Origin of the sequence: Mesorhizobium sp. B2-5-4 (assembly GCF_006441095.1) — a bacterium.
Lineage (GTDB): Bacteria > Pseudomonadota > Alphaproteobacteria > Rhizobiales > Rhizobiaceae > Mesorhizobium > Mesorhizobium salmacidum.
In genome coordinates this window covers 187,659-203,718 of the sequence record NZ_VFUR01000006.1, presented here as the reverse complement: position 1 = coordinate 203,718, position 16,060 = coordinate 187,659, and the positions used below count along the sequence as shown (strand labels likewise).

Annotated in this window: 13 protein-coding genes; 6 read left to right on the top strand and 7 right to left on the bottom strand. The window is 62.9% G+C overall.

The features are described 5' to 3' along the window. Window positions 1-47: 47 nt before the first annotated feature. On the bottom strand, window positions 48-1,628 hold the full coding sequence (locus FJ492_RS09960) for an NAD(P)/FAD-dependent oxidoreductase (protein ID WP_140769774.1): 1,581 nt from the start codon (window positions 1,626-1,628) through the stop codon (window positions 48-50). Next, window positions 1,615-3,234, bottom strand: coding sequence for an NAD(P)/FAD-dependent oxidoreductase (locus FJ492_RS09955; protein ID WP_140769772.1), 1,620 nt, complete (start codon window positions 3,232-3,234; stop codon window positions 1,615-1,617). Before FJ492_RS09955 ends, FJ492_RS09960 begins: the two co-directional genes overlap by 14 nt. A gap of 427 nt (window positions 3,235-3,661) precedes the next feature. Here FJ492_RS09955 and betI point away from each other — a divergent pair, with 427 nt between their 5' ends. The 4 genes from betI (at window position 3,662) to FJ492_RS09930 (ending at window position 7,163) form a co-directional block, all read left to right on the top strand. Further along, window positions 3,662-4,375, top strand: coding sequence for a transcriptional regulator BetI (gene betI / locus FJ492_RS09945; RefSeq protein WP_140712909.1), 714 nt, complete (start codon window positions 3,662-3,664; stop codon window positions 4,373-4,375). A gap of 25 nt (window positions 4,376-4,400) precedes the next feature. Beyond that, window positions 4,401-5,483 (top strand): ABC transporter substrate-binding protein, encoded by a 1,083-nt coding sequence (locus tag FJ492_RS09940; RefSeq protein ID WP_140712907.1) that lies wholly within the window; start codon window positions 4,401-4,403, stop codon window positions 5,481-5,483. Between the two features lie 119 nt (window positions 5,484-5,602). Beyond that, entirely contained in the window at window positions 5,603-5,809 is a 207-nt protein-coding gene (locus FJ492_RS09935; RefSeq protein ID WP_246672653.1) for a hypothetical protein, read from the top strand. 43 nt (window positions 5,810-5,852) lie between these two features. Beyond that, window positions 5,853-7,163, top strand: a complete 1,311-nt coding sequence (locus FJ492_RS09930) for a flavin monoamine oxidase family protein (protein WP_181166625.1) — start codon at window positions 5,853-5,855, stop codon at window positions 7,161-7,163. Here FJ492_RS09930 and FJ492_RS09925 read toward each other — a convergent pair. From FJ492_RS09925 to FJ492_RS09915, 3 genes are read right to left on the bottom strand one after another with little or no spacing between them, the layout of a single operon-like run. Further along, window positions 7,127-8,200, bottom strand: a complete 1,074-nt coding sequence (locus tag FJ492_RS09925) for an ABC transporter ATP-binding protein (protein ID WP_140712903.1) — start codon at window positions 8,198-8,200, stop codon at window positions 7,127-7,129. The genes FJ492_RS09930 and FJ492_RS09925 overlap by 37 nt on opposite strands. A 52-nt stretch (window positions 8,201-8,252) precedes the next feature. Next, window positions 8,253-9,074 (bottom strand): ABC transporter permease, encoded by an 822-nt coding sequence (locus FJ492_RS09920; protein WP_140712901.1) that lies wholly within the window; start codon window positions 9,072-9,074, stop codon window positions 8,253-8,255. Beyond that, window positions 9,071-9,988: an ABC transporter permease gene (locus FJ492_RS09915; RefSeq protein ID WP_140712899.1), complete on the bottom strand. Its 918-nt coding sequence runs from the start codon at window positions 9,986-9,988 to the stop codon at window positions 9,071-9,073. The genes FJ492_RS09920 and FJ492_RS09915 overlap by 4 nt, the downstream gene beginning before the upstream one ends. A 266-nt stretch (window positions 9,989-10,254) precedes the next feature. Here FJ492_RS09915 and FJ492_RS09910 point away from each other — a divergent pair, with 266 nt between their 5' ends. Further along, window positions 10,255-11,673, top strand: coding sequence for an aminotransferase (locus FJ492_RS09910; RefSeq protein WP_140712897.1), 1,419 nt, complete (start codon window positions 10,255-10,257; stop codon window positions 11,671-11,673). A gap of 45 nt (window positions 11,674-11,718) precedes the next feature. Here FJ492_RS09910 and FJ492_RS09905 read toward each other — a convergent pair whose 3' ends face one another. Next, complete coding sequence (locus FJ492_RS09905; protein WP_140769770.1) at window positions 11,719-12,921, bottom strand: aromatic ring-hydroxylating dioxygenase subunit alpha; 1,203 nt, start codon at window positions 12,919-12,921, stop codon at window positions 11,719-11,721. 456 nt (window positions 12,922-13,377) lie between these two features. On the opposite strand from FJ492_RS09905, the gene FJ492_RS09900 reads away from it, so the two are divergent. Beyond that, complete coding sequence (locus FJ492_RS09900; protein ID WP_140769768.1) at window positions 13,378-13,785, top strand: hypothetical protein; 408 nt, start codon at window positions 13,378-13,380, stop codon at window positions 13,783-13,785. 131 nt (window positions 13,786-13,916) lie between these two features. Here FJ492_RS09900 and FJ492_RS09895 read toward each other — a convergent pair whose 3' ends face one another. Then, on the bottom strand, window positions 13,917-16,004 hold the full coding sequence (locus tag FJ492_RS09895) for a PAS domain S-box protein (protein ID WP_181166624.1): 2,088 nt from the start codon (window positions 16,002-16,004) through the stop codon (window positions 13,917-13,919). Window positions 16,005-16,060: the final 56 nt, after the last annotated feature.

The following is a 16,060-nucleotide window of genomic DNA, read 5'->3' as shown; positions in this document are numbered from 1 at the left end:
GCGTTCCTTCGCAGTGGAAGCCGATGTTGGCCAACTGAGACATCCCGTCACCCTTTCATCGCGATGATGTGCCGTGCCGCGTTCAAGCCGGGCGCACCCGAAACACCACCACCGGGATGCGAACCCGCACCGGCCAGGAACAGCCCGTCGAGCGGCGTGTCGTGGCCCGACCGGCCGGAGACGGGGCGCGAGATCAGCATCTGATCGGCCTGCAGTTCACCATGGTGCCAGTGGCCGCCTGGCATGCGGAAGCGCTTCTCGATGTCGGCAGGGGTGAGCAGTTCGGCTTGAACCACCGTCTTGCCTACGCCAGGCGCGTAGGCCTCCAACTGAGCCATGATAGCCTCGAGGAATTTCGGCTTGCCGGCATCCCAGCCTTCCTTCAGTGCATAAGGCGCATATTGCACCACGGCCGACAGCACGCAGGCGCCGCCTGGCGCCAGCGATGGGTCCGCAAGGCTGGGCAAGGTGATTTCCATCACCGGCTCGGGCGAGAACTCGCCATATTTGGATGGATTGAAGGCACGCTCGACATGGTCTGGGGAGGGCGCAATGACCAGCCGCCCCTTGCTGCCGGCAGCATCGACCCCGGAAAATTGCGGCGGCCGGTCGAGCGCCAAATGGAGCTTGGCGGCATTGCCCTTCATGCGGATATTTCTGACCTTGCGCATGAAGCCGGTGTCGATCCCGCGCGGCCCGACAAGCTCAAGGAAGGTGGTCGCCGGATTGGTGGCGGAGACGATCGTCCTGGCGCGAAGCTCCTCGCTATTGTCGAGGACGACGCCGACGGCGCGGCCTTTCTCGACAATGATCCTTGCGACGGGCACCGACGTGCGGATCGTGACGCCAGCCTTTTCGGCAGCGGCGCGGAGCGTGGCGACCACCGCGCCCATGCCGCCCTGTGGCAGTAGCTGCGCTCCGGCCGCACCGCCGATCTCTCCGGCCAGACGATAATAGAGGCCGAGCAGCGAGGTCGGCGAGCGCGGGCCAAGATGGCTGCCGAGCGTGGCATCGAAGGCGAGCAGGCCTTTCAGCCTGTCGTCGGTAAGCTGCTCGTCAAGCATGTCGGCGACGTTCATCAAAAGCACGCGCAGGAAATCGCGCATGTCTTCCTTGCCGAGCTTCTTCAGCGCCAGCGCGGTCTGGCCAAGTGCCGCGCCTTCGAACAGCGACATGCCGCCGAGATCGGGCGGCCGGCGCGACAGGAAGGGTTTCAGGACGCCTGCATAGCGCAGCAGTTGCGCGCGCAATTCCCTCCAGGCGGACTGTTCAGACGGACTGGCGCCAGTCAGCACCTCGCCATAGGCGCCATGCAGGACAAGCGGCGGCCCATCCTTCGACAAGGCGACCGACGGGGCGAAGTCGGCGCGAGCGATTTGCAGCCCGTGTTTTTCCAGCCCCAGCGTCTTCACCACATCGGGATGCAGCCGGTTCAGCACATGCGCGACCGACGAGATGCGAAAGCCGGGCGCGAATTCCTCGATGCGCGCGGCGCCGCCGAGTTCGGCTCCGGCTTCCAGCACCAGCGCCTTGCGGCCGGCCTTCGCCAGCGTGGCGGCGGCGACAAGCCCGTTGTGGCCGCCGCCAATGACAAGCACATCCCATTTTGGCGCATCAGATGACGTCATGGGCCGGGCTCATATGCGAGGTGGATTTTGCGAGATCGCGCAGGATTTCGGCCGCGGCATTGCGTCCGGGCGCACCCATGACGCCGCCGCCGGGGTGGGTCGAGGAACCGCACATATAGAGCCCACTGAGCGGTGAACGATACTGCGCGTAGCCCGGCACCGGGCGGTTGAACAGCAGCTGGTCGAAGGTGAGTTCGCCCTGAAAGATGTTGCCCTCGGTGAGGCCGACCTCGGCTTCGATCTCGCGCGGCGTGCGCACCTCCATATGGACGATGTGGTCGCGAAAACCCGGCGAATACTCAGCGATCTGCGCGACCACGCTTTCGGCAAAACCGTCGCAATCGGCGTCCGTCCACTCGCGACCAGCGATCTTGTGCGGCGCGTACTGCACGAAGCAGCTCATGAAATGCTTGCCAGGCGGCGCCATGGTCGGGTCGAGTGTCGTCGGGATGACCATGTCGAGGAAGGGATCGGCGGACCAGCGGCCGGCCTTCCAGTCGTCATAAGCGCGCTCCATGCGCTCGATCGAATCGGTGAAATGCATGTCGCCGCGATAGACTGGCGAGTCCTTCGGCAGCGCGGGAAATTCCGGCAGCGAATCGAGCGCGATGTTGACCTTGCCTGAGGAGCCCCGGATCTTGAAATTCTTGACCCGGCGCAGGAAGATGTCGGGCAGTTCCTTTTCCTCGACCAGCTTCAGGAAGGTGCGCTTCACGTCGGCATTGGAGACAACCAGCTTGCCGTAAATCTCCTCGCCGCCGGCCAGAACGACGCCTTTCGCCTTGCCTCTGTTTACCAGCACGTGGTCGACCTCGGCGCCGGTGCGGATGGTTCCACCCGAGGCCTTGAAGGAAGCGGCCAGTGCCTTGGTGACCGCGCCCATGCCGCCGCGCGCATAGCCCCAGGCACCGACCGAACCGTCGACCTCGCCCATATAGTGGTGCAGCAGGACGTAAGCCGTGCCGGGCGACATCGGCCCGAGTGCCGTGCCAATGATGCCGGACAGCGCGAAGTTCGACTTGATGACATCGGTCTCGAAATATTCGTCGAGGAAGTCCGAGATGGACATGGTCCAGAAGCGCAGAGTCAGCGCCATTTCCTCGGCGGAGAGACCGGCGAATTTCTTGCCGAGATAGAGCAGTTCGCCGAGATCGCGCGGACGCAGGCTGGTCGGATCTGGCGCCGTGCGCATCAGCAGCGGCTGGATGAAACGGCACTGTCGCGTCACGTCGCGGGAGTAGCGGTCATAGGCCTCGGCATCCCTTTTGGAGAAGCGGGCGAATTCGCGCCGGTGCGCGTCGTGGTCGCGGTAGTTGGCGAGATAATCGCCATCCCGGGTGAAGACCGCGCCGCCTTCATAGGAAATCACCTGCAGGCCGAAGCGCGGCAGCTCGAGATCACGCATGATCTCCGGCCGGAACAGCGAGCAGACATAAGAGCAGTTGGAATAGAGGAAGCCCGGCGTCAGCTCGCGGCTGGTGGCGGCACCGCCGACCCAGTCGTTCTTCTCCACCACCAGCACGTCGAGCCCGGCGCGCTGCAGGTAACAGGCGTTGACCAGGCCGTTGTGTCCGCCGCCGATGATGATCGCGTCCCAAGCTTTCATTTTGGCCCAGTTCTCATCTGCGACCCGCTCTTCATTTTCGCGTGATCTGTTCCCCGAATACGTGGAATTTGGCATGGCGTCAGCCATTCTGTCCAGCCATTCTGAATGAATGTTCAACAAATGATGTTGCATTTTTCCAGACATGGATTACGCTCTGCCGGCGTTCGAAACAGGCGTTCGTCCATTGGGGACCGAGGGCTGATGATCGAAACGGCCGAGGCCGAGCCGGAGTATGACTACACCGCCATCCGCTCCCAGAGGCGCTATGGGGTTGAAGGGATCGCTATTCGGCCGTTGCCGCCGTGGTCGGTCGGCCTGTGTCGACAACATTCGAACCTGGGAAGCCATGCAGAAGGTGCTTGACAGTGGCGAGCACCGTCCCACTCATCTTCGCGGGTTGAAGCCGGACGCAAAGGGATAGCCGGCGATGCTGGAGACCATCATACGCATGAAGACGGCAGACGCCAGGGACGCGCTCCTTGAACCCGTACGGAAGGCTGAATCCGAAAAGCGCGGGCGCAAGGCCGCGAAGGAGGTCAGGCAGCTTCAGCTTATCGAGGCGACGATCGATTCGCTGGCCAAGCGCGGCTATTCGGAAACGACGATGGCCGATGTCGCCGATGGCGCCGGTCTGTCGCGCGGCATCGTCAATTTCCATTTCGAGAGCAAGGAAAAGCTGCTCATCGCGACCTTGCAGTACATGTATGACGAATACTCGGCGCATTGGCGCAATGCGCTGCACAAGGCAGGCGACGATCCTGCCGACCAGCTCCAGGCGCTGGTCGCGGCCGATTTCGACCGCTCGATCTGCAACAAGCGCAAGCTTGCCGCCTGGTGCGCCTTCTGGGGCGAGGCCAAATCGCGGCCGACCTACCAGGCGCTGAGCAGTGCGCGGGATGCCGTTTACCAGAACATTTTCATCGACCTCTGCACGGCGCTCAAGCAAAACGGCGGCTATGCCTACGAGCCGCAGGTCATGGCGCTGGCGCTGAGCGCCATGCTGGAAGGCTTGTGGCTGCGGTTGATGATGGGCACCGAGGACACGACCCGCGAGACGGCCTTGCAGGCGGCCAATGAATTCCTGTCGGCGGCTTTCCCGAAACACTACCCACGGAAGGGGGCCGGCCCAACGAAATCATAAGAAAATCACAGAGGATGGAGCAGCAATGAAGACACTGACAAGACGCCTGACACTGACGCTTGCACTGGCCGGTGCACTGGCGGCTTCCGCCGCCGCCCTGGCGATCGCCGCCGACAAGGATCTTATCGTGTTCGACTGGTCCGGCTACGAGGCCCCGGGCTTCCACCCGAAATACGTCGAGAAGAACGGCGATTCGCCGACCTTCGCATTCTTCGGCGATGAGGACGAGGCGTTCGAGAAGGTCCGTTCCGGCTTCAAGGCCGACCTTGGCCATCCCTGCTCGCAGAGCGTGGTGAAGTGGCGCGAGGCTGGCCTGCTGCAGCCGCTCGACACCTCTAGGATCACGGGCTGGAAGGACCTCAATCCCGGCATCATGGCGATGAAGAATCTCGCCACAACCGATGACGGAAAAGCCTGGTTCATGCCCTGGGACTGGGGCAACACGCAGCTTACCTACAATTCCTCCAAGATCGACGAGAAGGACGTGCAGTCGCTGAAAGCGTTCGTAGATCCGAAGTTCAAGGGCCGGGTCTCGATCGGCGACAATGTCGACGATGCCTATGCGCTGGCGAGCCTCGCCATCGGCCTGAGGGACTGGACCAAGATGACCGACGACCAGTTCAAGCAGGCCTCCGACTTCCTGCGCCAGGTACACAAGAATGTGCGCTCCTACTGGACCGACACCACCGACGTCGTCCAGCTTCTGAGCGGCGGCGAGGTCGATCTCGCCTGGGCCTGGAACGATGCGACCGTGCAGTCGGTCGCCGCCGGCGTGCCGATCAAGTCGAAGAAGGACACGGCGGAAGGCATCTCGACCTGGGTCTGCGGCTATGTGCTGTTCAAGGACTCACCCGGCAATACCGACAAGGCCTATGATTATCTCAACGCAGTCAATGATCCGGAGATCGCCAAGGTGCTGGTCAAGGATTGGGGCTACGGCCAGGCCAATGCCAAGGGCATGACCGGCGTCGATCAGGCCGTCCTGAAGGAAAAGGGCTATGACGACGTGCAGAAATTCGTCGACAAGACGCTGTTCCAACAGCCGCTGCCGTCGGATCTCAAGCTCAAGATGATCGCCGAGTTCGAGAAGATCAAAGCGGGCTATTAAGCCTTTGACTGGCGGACCCGTCCGTGCGCCGGCAGGAGCGGCGGATGGGCTCGCCAAAGCGCTTGAATTTGCCTAACCTCGCTCTCGGCATCTTTCGCGATGGGGGAGTTTTTCGCACCATGAATTCCGTGCTTCGCCACCTTGTCATAGCCGCTGCCTGCACGTTCGGTGCCGGCGCGGTTTATGCGCTCGCCGAGGGCGGCGGCGACCTCGTCGTGTTCGACTGGTCGGGCCATGAGGACCCGCTGCTACACCCGGCCTACACGACAATCTCGACAAGTTCCTCGACAAGACCCTGTTCCAGCAGCCGGTACCGCCGGAGCTGAAGAAGCGCATGATCGACGAGTTCGAGAAAATCAAGGCTGGCTATTGAACGACAAGATCGAAAGAACCGACGTCGTTATCGTCGGCGCCGGCTTCACCGGCCTATCGGCCGCGATTGAATTGAAGCGCGCCGGCGTCGACTTCGTGCTTGTGGAGGCCCGCGATCGTGTCGGCGGCCGCGTCGAGACCGTGCGAAATGGACTTGGCGAGCGCATCGACAGCGGCGGCCAATTCCTGTGCGAGGACATGCCGCAGTTGATGGAACTGGCCCGGGCTCGCGGCAAGACATTCGTCGAGACTTACGTCGAGGGTGATTTCATCACCCACCCGTCAATGTCGGTCGACCAGGCCGAGCGGACCTATCACGCCTCCATGGCAATCCGCGAGCGCATGAACAGGATCGAGCCCAACGATCCTGCCATTGCGGGATTGACCGTTGCCGGGTGGCTGGAGACGCAGGGTGACGCCGGCGAGGCCAAGGCGGCCTTCCGGTCGATGATCGAAGGCCTGTGGTGCCTGGCATTGGAGAAGGTGCCACTGTGGTATCTCATCGACAATGACCGGCGCATCACCAACGAGGTGCCGGAGCTGCAATATTCCCTGCGCGAGACCATGCAGTCGATGGCCGATGATCTGGCCGAGGACCTCGGCGGCCGTGTGAGGCTCGGTGAACCGGTGAGCCGCATCGAATACGGTCCGCCAAGGGTTCGGGTCGTCTCGATCAATAGCGTGGTCGAAGCGCGCGAAGTTCTGGTCGCCGTGCCGCCGGCGACAGCCGCGAAGCTCGATTTTACGCCAGCCTTGCCAGCAGCCCTGGAAACGGCGCTCGGCGCCTGGGAAAGCGGCGCTGTGATCAAGATCCTGGTGCGCTATCCCAAGCCATTCTGGCGCGAACGGAATTTGAGCGGGATGGTGATGTGGCGGGATCTGCCGGGGCTGTTTGCCTGCGACGCCAGCAGGGATTCCGAGCATGCGGCGCTAGTCGTTTTCATTGGCGGGCCGCTGGCGCTGCGCTGGCACGAACTCGGCCAGGCGGACCTGCGGGCGCAGGTGACGACGAGACTTGTGGAGGCTCTTGGTTCGGAGGCTGCCGATATTCTCGATTTCAACCGCCGCGACTGGACGCATGATGGCTGGAGCGGCGGTGCCTATAGCGACCTGATCGTCGATGTGACGGCGAGGGATGCCGAGCGCACCATTCTTGCCGGTGCGCCGCCGGTGCATTTCGCTTCGTCGGAACTGTCGCCGTCATTCCCGGGCTATGTCGAAGGCGCGATCGTGGCCGGGCGCATCGCGGCGCGCAGGATCATCGTCGACGTTCAGTCGGCCATCGCGACCAGGGCTTCGGGATCGTAGGCGAGGCGGATGGAGGTGCCGACTGGGATATCATCGGCACCGAAATCGTTGGTCTCGGTCACCGATAGCGGCTTTTCCAGCCCGGGGATCTCGACGATCAGATGGGTGATCTCGCCGAAATAGTGGCGCTCGACCACCTTGCCGGCGACCTCGAACTTGGCTGTCGCATTGTCCCATAGCACGCGCAGGCGCTCAGGCCTGATGCCGAGCGTGGCGCCGCCGCCGTTGCGCACGAAAGCCTTGGGCTTGTCGGTCTTGATGCGGCCGAAACCCAGCGTGTCGAGGATCAGCGAGGCGCCGTTCTCCTCGACGATCTCGGCCTTGACGAAGTTCATGCCGCCAAGGAAGTCGGCGACTTGGCGGTTGACCGGGCGCTGGTAGATCTCCTTCGGCGAGGCGACCTGGGCGATCTTGCCGCCGAACATCACGGCGATGCGGTCGGACATGGCGAGCGCCTCATACTGATCGTGGGTGACCAATACGAAGGTGATGCCGACGGCCTGCTGCAGGCGGCGCAGTTCGACCTGCATCTGCTCGCGGAGCTTCTTGTCGAGCGCCGAGAGCGGCTCGTCGAGCAAAAGCACCTTGGGCCGCATCACCAGGGCACGGGCGAGCGCGACGCGCTGGCGCTGGCCGCCGGAAAGCTCCGTGGCAAGCCGCCTGCCGAGGCCGGTGAGCGAGACCTGCGCCAGCGCTTCCTCGACGCGGCGCTTCTCCTCGCCGGCCCGCAGCTTCAGCCGCTTCAGTCCGTAGGCGACGTTCTGCTCGACATTGAGGTGCGGGAAGATCGCATAGCTCTGGAACACCATGTTGGTCGGCCGGCGGTTGGCCGGGATGCCTTCCATGGACTGGCCGCCAACCGCGATCGAACCTCTGGTCGGATTGTCGAACCCGGCGATCATGCGCAAAAGCGTGGTCTTGCCGCAGCCGGACGGACCAAGCAGCGAGAAGAACTCGCCTTCCCTGATGGTCAAGGAGGCGTCGTCCAGCGCCCTGAAGGCTCCGTAGCTGCGGGTGACGTTGCGGATCTCAATCATCGGTCTTTCGGATTGGATCCTGTCCGCGTGAGTGCGCTCGATCCGCGGCCGCTCAGGCATAGAGGCCTCCCTCGTTCTGGGTGCGTCTGGCCGCGCGGCGACGCAGCATTTCAGCGATCGTCATCAGCAGGAAGGAGGCGACCAGCAGCAGCGTGCCCAGCGCCAGAACGCCGGGCAGTTTCGATGCGAAACGCAACTGGCCCCAGATGTAGATCGGCAGCGTCGCCTTGGTGCCGGTGAGGAAGAAGGCGATGATGAATTCATCCAGAGAGATGGTGAAGCAGACCAGCAGGCTGGAAATGATCGCCGGCGCCACCATCGGCAACGTCACGCGCCGGAAAGTGCCGAAGGCGCTCTCGCCGAGATCGGCGGAGGCTTCCTCGAGGCTGCGGTCGAAACCTTCGAAGCCGGAGGTCAACACTGTCATCGAATAGGGAATGCAGATCAGCACGTGGCCGAGCACGACGGTGACCAGCGACAGGCTCAAGCCAAGCTGCAGCATCACCAGCAGCATGGAGATGGCAACGATCACTTCAGGCAGCACAAGCGGCGCCATGATCAGGCCATTGATGGCGGGGCGGCCGGGATAGCGGTAGCGGGTGATCGAGCGGGCGGCGAGGATGCCGAGTACGGTCGAGAGGATGGCCGCCGAGACGCCGACGATCAGGCTGTTCCAGGCGGCATCGAGCAGCGCCGGTGTGCGCGGCAGGTCTTCGTACCACTGCAGGGTGAAGCCGGTCAGCGGGAATTTCGGCGTCGCCGCCGTGTTGATCGAGAAGATCGGCAGGAAGATGACGGGCAGATAGAGGAAGACAATATAGAGGAACGCGTAGGCGGACAGCCAGCCGCCCGGCAGGAGGCGCCGCGCCCTCATCGCGCCATCCTTTGCAAAGTGCGGATGATCAGCACCGTGGCGCCGGCCATCAGGGAGACGATCAGCATGGTGGTGACGGAAAGTGCGGCACCGAGCGGCCAGTTGGCTGCCTTGCCGAACTGTGCCTGGATGGCGTTGGCGATCATAACGCCGTCCTTGCCGCCGACGAGCTTTGGCGTGACGTAGTCGCCGACCGTCGGGATCATGACGATCAGCGCCGCGGAAATGATGCCAGGCGCCGAGAGCGGCAAGGTCACGCGCAGGAACGAGCGCAAGGGGCCATCGCCAAGATCGGTGGCCGCTTCGACCAGCGTGCGATCGACCTTCTCCAGGGACACGAAGATCGGCAGAATGGCGAAGGCCGCCCAGGCATGGGTAAGGGTGATGATGACGGCGCTCGAATTGTAGAGCAGGGCTGTCGACGGTTCGTCGATGATGCCCAGACCCATCAGGCCGGAATTCAAGACGCCGTTATAGCCCAGGATGACCTTCCACGACATCACGCGCAAGAGATAGCTGGTCCAGAACGGGATGGTGATGAGGAACAGCCACAGGCTCTTGTGACGGCCGCCGCGGAAGGAAATGAAGTAGGCGATCGGGTAGGCGAGGACGACGGTGAACAGGCTGACCGTCAGCGAGATATAGAGCGAGCGCCATAACAGATCGCGGTAAATCGGCTCGGTCAGCGCGACGCGGTAATTCTCCAGCGTGAAGGTGCGGTCGATGGTCAGGTAGTGCTGCGTCCAGAAGGAGTGGGCGATGACCACCAGTATCGGCAGGACCAGCAGGATGAGCGCGTAGAGCAAGGTCGGGCTGATCAGGGCAAAGCCCTGTACGGGCTCGGATTGCAGAAGGGCATTTCGTCTGGCCCGCGTCGTGCGCAACGGAGGCAACCCTTCCGCAGCCACCGTCATTGCAGGGCACCAGAGGGCGGGGCTCCGGTTGTGATCTCGGTTGCTGGCCTGGACTGTCCCGCCATACGGCATCCCATTGGGCTGGCGCCGGCTATTGTTCCCCTTGCCGGCTTTCTTTCATCATGCGCGCATCCGCGGATTGAAATCAAGCGCCATTTCTGCAATGTTGATTGAACGGACATTCAAAATCGTGTGAGCGGAGCGATGATTTCGGCCATAGCGAATCGGATTGATACCCGGGAAAATTCGGTGATGTGGAGGCGATGATGGCGGCGGTGAGAGATCTGAAGGCAGGCGAAACGGCTGGCCCTGGCGACGACGATGCGGTCGAGCTGGCCAAGCGTCATCTCATCCAGCCCTGGCCTTATGCCGGTTCCGTCGGTTCGGAGGCGCGTGCGCTGATCGGCGAGGGCGATGGCATCTACATCACCGACAACACCGGCAAGCGGCTCATCGACGGCCCGGCCGGCATGTGGTGCGTCAATGTCGGCCATCGTCGCGAGGAACTCGCCAGGGTGATGTACGACCAGGCGATGGCGCTGTCCTACAACACGCCCTGGTACACGATGAACGCGCCATCGGCGGAGCTTGCCAAACGTCTCGCCGGCCATGCCCCAGGCGACCTCAGCCATGTCTTCTACACCACGGGCGGCTCATCCGCGGTCGAGACGGCGTTGCGCTTCATGCAGTTCTACAACAATGTACGTGGCCGGCCGGAAAAGAAGCTGATCCTGAGCCGTGGCGGCGCCTACCATGGCTCGACCTATCTTTCGGCCTCGCTCAATGGCCGCCCGCGCGATCGCGACTGGATGGACGGCGCCGGCGATATGGTGGTCAAGCTCTCCTCGCCCGACCCGTTCCGGCGTCCGCAAGGGATGAGCATCGCTGCCTTCACCGATTTCCTCGTCGACCAGTTCCGCGACGCGGTCGCGCGCCTCGGAGCCGACAGAATAGGCGCGTTCGTCGGCGAACCGGTGCAGGCGTCCGGCGGCGTCGTCGTGCCGCCCGACGGCTATCTCAAGCGCATCCGCGAGATCTGCCGTGACAACGACATTCTCTATGTTTCCGACGAGGTGGTGACGGGCTTCGGCCGGCTTGGCCATGTCTTTGCCTCCGGCGACGTCTTCGGCATCGACCCCGACATGATCACGTTTGCCAAGGGCGTCACCTCAGGCTATTTCCCGCTCGGCGGCGTCATCATCTCGGAACGGCTGCTGGAGGAGCTGCGCCGCTCGAACCATCCCGACGCAATGTTCGGCCACGGGCTGACCTACACCAGCCATCCCGTCGGCTGCGCGGTGGCCTTGAAGAACCTCGACCTGCTGGAAGAAAGCGTGCTTGCCCACGCGCAGGCGGTCGCCCCCTATTTCCAGGCGCAGCTGAAGACGCTGGAAGAGCTGCCGCTGGTCGGCGAGGTGCGCGGCGTGGGGCTGATGGGTTGTGTCGAATGCGTCGCCGACCGCGAAAGCAAGGATCCGCTGCAACTCGACAAGAATGTCGGAAAACGCATCGACGCCCACTGCCATGAGCTTGGCCTGCTGGTGCGGCCACTGATCAACATGTGCGTGATGTCGCCGCCGCTCATCATCACGCGCGAGCAGATCGACGACATGGTCGGCACCCTGCGCGAAGGCATTTCGCGCACCATGGATGACCTCAGGAAAGAGGGTGTCTGGCGGGGGTGATAGCCAATCTTCCTCTTGTGGGGGAGAGTTTCGCGGCTTGCGCCGCTACCCTCGCGATCTCAGCGCATCGTTTAGGTTCCACATGTCCTTTTCTTCCGGCGCTGTTTCCAGGCCGAGCACCGGAAGCTGCTTGCGCAGATGGTCGTGGTGGGTGCGCACCCCATATTCGAGGTCGGAGAAGTAAAAACCCTCGAAGGACTCGGACAGCATGGATTCGTTCGACCAGACCGAAAGCTGCACGTCTTCCGACATGGTGTCGCGATCGATACGGAAGGAGAGATAGCGGGCAGCGGCCTGCTCGCGACTTTCGTCGCGGTAGCGATAGATGGCGCCACGCAGCAGCGTCTCACCCGTCGACAGCGGGAACTCCTGATAGAACTGCACCGATTCCGGCATCACCGACAGGACGGCGTTCGGGAAGATTCCGTAATAGACCCAGGCCTTCCTGAGGTGGTCCGGCAGATGCGTCGGCTCCGGCGCGATCTTGACGTAGTTCCTGACGCTCCAGCGACGACCGGCATGCGGGTTGTAGGTGGCGAAGGAGCGCGAGACGCCGTTGACGAAAGGCTCGTCGAAATAGGTGGCGCCGTAGAGATCCTGCAGGGCCGGATGCGCCATGGCGACGTGATAGCCTTCATTGTCGACGTCGCGCACGGACTTCCAGTTGACCGGTGTTTTCTGGGTCCAGATGCCCCAGGAGGGCACCATGTCGGCGGCATTGTAATGCGCGAATTCGGGTTCGATCGGCTTCAACAGCTCGGCAACGGAAGGCTGTGGCCCGCCATTGCGGAAGCGGATGAAGATGAAGCCCATCCAGATTTCGAGATCGAGCGGCATCAGGCCGAACTCGGTCTTGTCGAGATTGGGGAAGGAGCGCGGGCGGGCGGCGCCGCGCAGCGTACCGTCAAGATTGTAGACCCAGCCATGGAACGGGCAGACCAGCGCGTTCTTACAATTGCCCTGGTTGTCGGCCACGACGCGGCTGCCGCGGTGGCGGCACATGTTGTTGAAGCCGCGCACGACGCCGTCCTTGCCGCGCACGATCAAAGCGCGCTCGCCGATGATATCCATGGTGAGGTAGTCGCCGGCATTGGGTATGTCGCAGATATGCCCGGCGATCTGCCAATGATTGCGGAAGACATGCTCCTTCTCCAGTTCGAGAAGGGCGGTGGAATGGTAACTCCAGCCCGGCAATCCCCGCCGGTCCCAATCGTTCGGGATTGCCACGTCACGGAGGTGCGGGTTCATGAAACGTCTCTTCTTTTTATTGAATATGCATTCAATATAATCATATTTTGCGTTGAAATGCAATGGTTTGTGGAAATGCTCAGGTTTCAGGGCGAAAATGTCAGCCCCGGTTCCAGCGGAATCCTGCTCCACCGTGACCTCTGAAAACCCCGGAAAATCCGGGTGTTAGCCAGAGTTCATAACCTCCACCCGTTGCCGGTCACGCTGCAAATCGCGCCCTCCGACAAGGTATTCCGGGGGCAAGAAAAAGCCCTGCCGTTCGCGTCGGCCACCAGCGGGGCACGCTGGGCAACCCGCTATCCCGGATCAAAATAGTCGATGACCGATTTTGACCGTCTCTGCCCGTATTAATGTTTCAATCCGGTTACATTGCCGGGCTCTCGTCACCTTTCCGTCGTTACAAGGCGCGATTAAATTCGCTTTATCGCAAAAAGAAAATCAACGAAGGGGATAATGATGCATGCGAAAGTCCAGATCACCAGCAGCAACCGCTTTCAGGCTCCAGAGCGCGCTGACCGCCGCCCGAAGTTGGCGCTTCGCCAGCGTGCCAGCGACCACCCGATGGCAATGTTCATGGCGCTGGCTGGTTGCGCCTTCGCCGGCATGGCGTTCACGCCGACGGTCGGCCCAGCCTTCGCTTCGTTGAATCCGCCCGCCAACATCGTCGAAGGTGCGCCGACCACGACCACGACCGCCCGCCTGCCGATGCCCGCGATCGATTTCGCCTGCAAGGGGCAGGCTTGGGGCGCCGAGAGCGTGGATTGCCTGCGCGCCATTGCCGAGCAGTCCGGAACGCACAAGGCCCGCGCGATCCGCATGATCGCCAACGCCGCGCCGCTGACCAGCACGCCCAACATCTTCTGATTTCTGTCTCTGGATTTGCCTGGCATGATCCCGAAAACCGGTTCCCGTTTGGGGATCATGCCCTGATCTCCCCGAGCGTCCTCCAGCGCTCCCTTCGGCTCCCGCCGCGATGTCGGCCGGGGGCCTCTTTTTTATGCTTTCGACACGGCCTGCTCGGCGATGGTCGAAAGCACGCTGCGCACATCCAGCGTGCTGAACGGTTTTTCGAGGATCTGTGGCCGCTGCTGCGCCGGCAAGGCTTCGATTTCCGCCTTTGCGCCTATGAGGTCGCCGGTGACCAGCACGAAGCGCCGCGCCAGGTCGGGCCGCTCGGCAAGTAGTTCGCGGTAGATCGAAATGCCTGATGTGCCGGGCATGCGCAGATCCGAAAAGACGATGTCCGGCGGCATGTGGCCGCTCAAGGTGGCGGCGCCCGATTCCCAGACCGGCGCGATCCGCGACTTGATGCCCATCAATTCGAGAATGTCGGACAAGGAACCGGCGACGTCGGGTTCGTCATCGATGATCAAGGCGTGGCGCAGGCCGCTCGATCGTGGCTGGCTTTCGCCAGCGGCGGCGATGCCCGCCGAGATAGCCGGCAACTGGACGACGAAACGCGCGCCTCTCGGCTGCACTTCCTCGAACCAGACATTGCCATTGTGCCGCTCGATGATGGACTTCGAAATCGACAGGCCGATACCGGTGCCGACGCCGACCGGCTTGGTGGTGAAATAGGATTCGAAAATGCGCGACCGGATGGCCTCGGGAATGCCGGGTCCGTTGTCCTCGACCGAGAAGCCCGGATTGCCCCGGTCGCTGCGGAAGCTCCGTACCTTGATTAGCCGGTCGCCGGCAATGCCAGCCAGAGCATGCTGGCTGTTGATGAGGAAATTGGCCGCCACCTGCGTCACGTGGTCGGCGTCGGCCATGGCCAGCAGGGGACCCGGCGCGAAATCGGTATCGATGATGATGCCGCTCGAGCGCGCCCCGTAGGCGGTCACCTCGAGAGCGGCGCGGATCACCTGGTTGAGATCGGTCTCGGTCTGCGCCGCCGGATGGAGGCGGACCATCGACAGGAAGCTCTTGACGATGCGCCCGCAGCGCTCGGCTGCGGCGCGCACTTTTTCGGCACGGACCTTGGTCTGCGGGTCCGAGGCGAATTCATGCAGCAGCGTCGATTGCGCGACCACCACCGCCAGCGGGTTGTTGAGCTCGTGCGAAACGCCCGCGAGCAGCGAGCCCATCGCCGCCATCTTCTCGTTCTGGTGCAGCTTCTCGCGCTGCCGGTTGATCTCCTCCTCGGCGCGCAGCCTCTCGCGCAGGTCGCGGATGGAGCCGAAGATAAGCCGGCGGTCGGCGACCCGCATCTCGGTCGCCGTCAGCTCGATCGGGAAGACCTCGCCGGCGGCATTCTGCGTCACCGTCTCGAGCCGCTGGCCGACCATCGGCGCGCCGCGGCCGGACATGTAGTCGGCGCCCGAGGCATAACCCTTGCGGTAGTATTCCGGAACGACGGTATCGAGCAGGTCCTTGCCAAGGATATCGCTGCGCTGGAAGCCGAACATCTTTTCCGCAGCCGGATTGAATTCGATGATCGATCCGGCCTCGTCGATGACGATGATGGCATCGAGCGAGGCCTGCAGCATGGTGCGGCGGATCACTTCGCTGGCATGGGCGTCGGAGGGGGAGTGTTCTATGGCGTCGCCGATGGCGAGCGCGATGATGTGCAGCGTCGCCTCTTCCTCGTCGGTCCATTCACGCTCCTCGACGCAATCATTGACGGCGAGCGTGCCCCACAGATGGCCGTGCGCGAAGACGGATACCGACAGGAAGGACTTGATGTTCTGCTTTTCGAAATCGGCTCTCAGGAACCCTTCGAGATCGCGTGTGTGCCCGGCGAAGACCTTGCCCTGCCGCTCATCCTCGGCCAGCCGCTCCAACAGCGGATCCGAATTGACGATCGACTGCATGATGACGGTCGGCGAGGCCAGTTCGCCGCCGAAATCAGGGTCGATCCAGTAGGCGGCGACCGACTGGGCGAAACCTTGGCCGGGCAATTCGCGCAGGCGGAACAGGATACCGCGCTGGCATTCCATGGCGTGGCACAGCGTTTCCAGTATGCCGTCCATTTCGCGCTGCCAGTCGCCGGCCTCGCGCAGCCGGCGCACGACACGCACGGCCGCCATCGCCGCGCCTTGCCTGAAACCCTGCATATCCGTGCTTGCCGTCTCGCCCGTCATTGTCAGCCGTCATTCCAGAGTCACGTCACTTCGATCGGCTGGCAACGGCTGCGGAG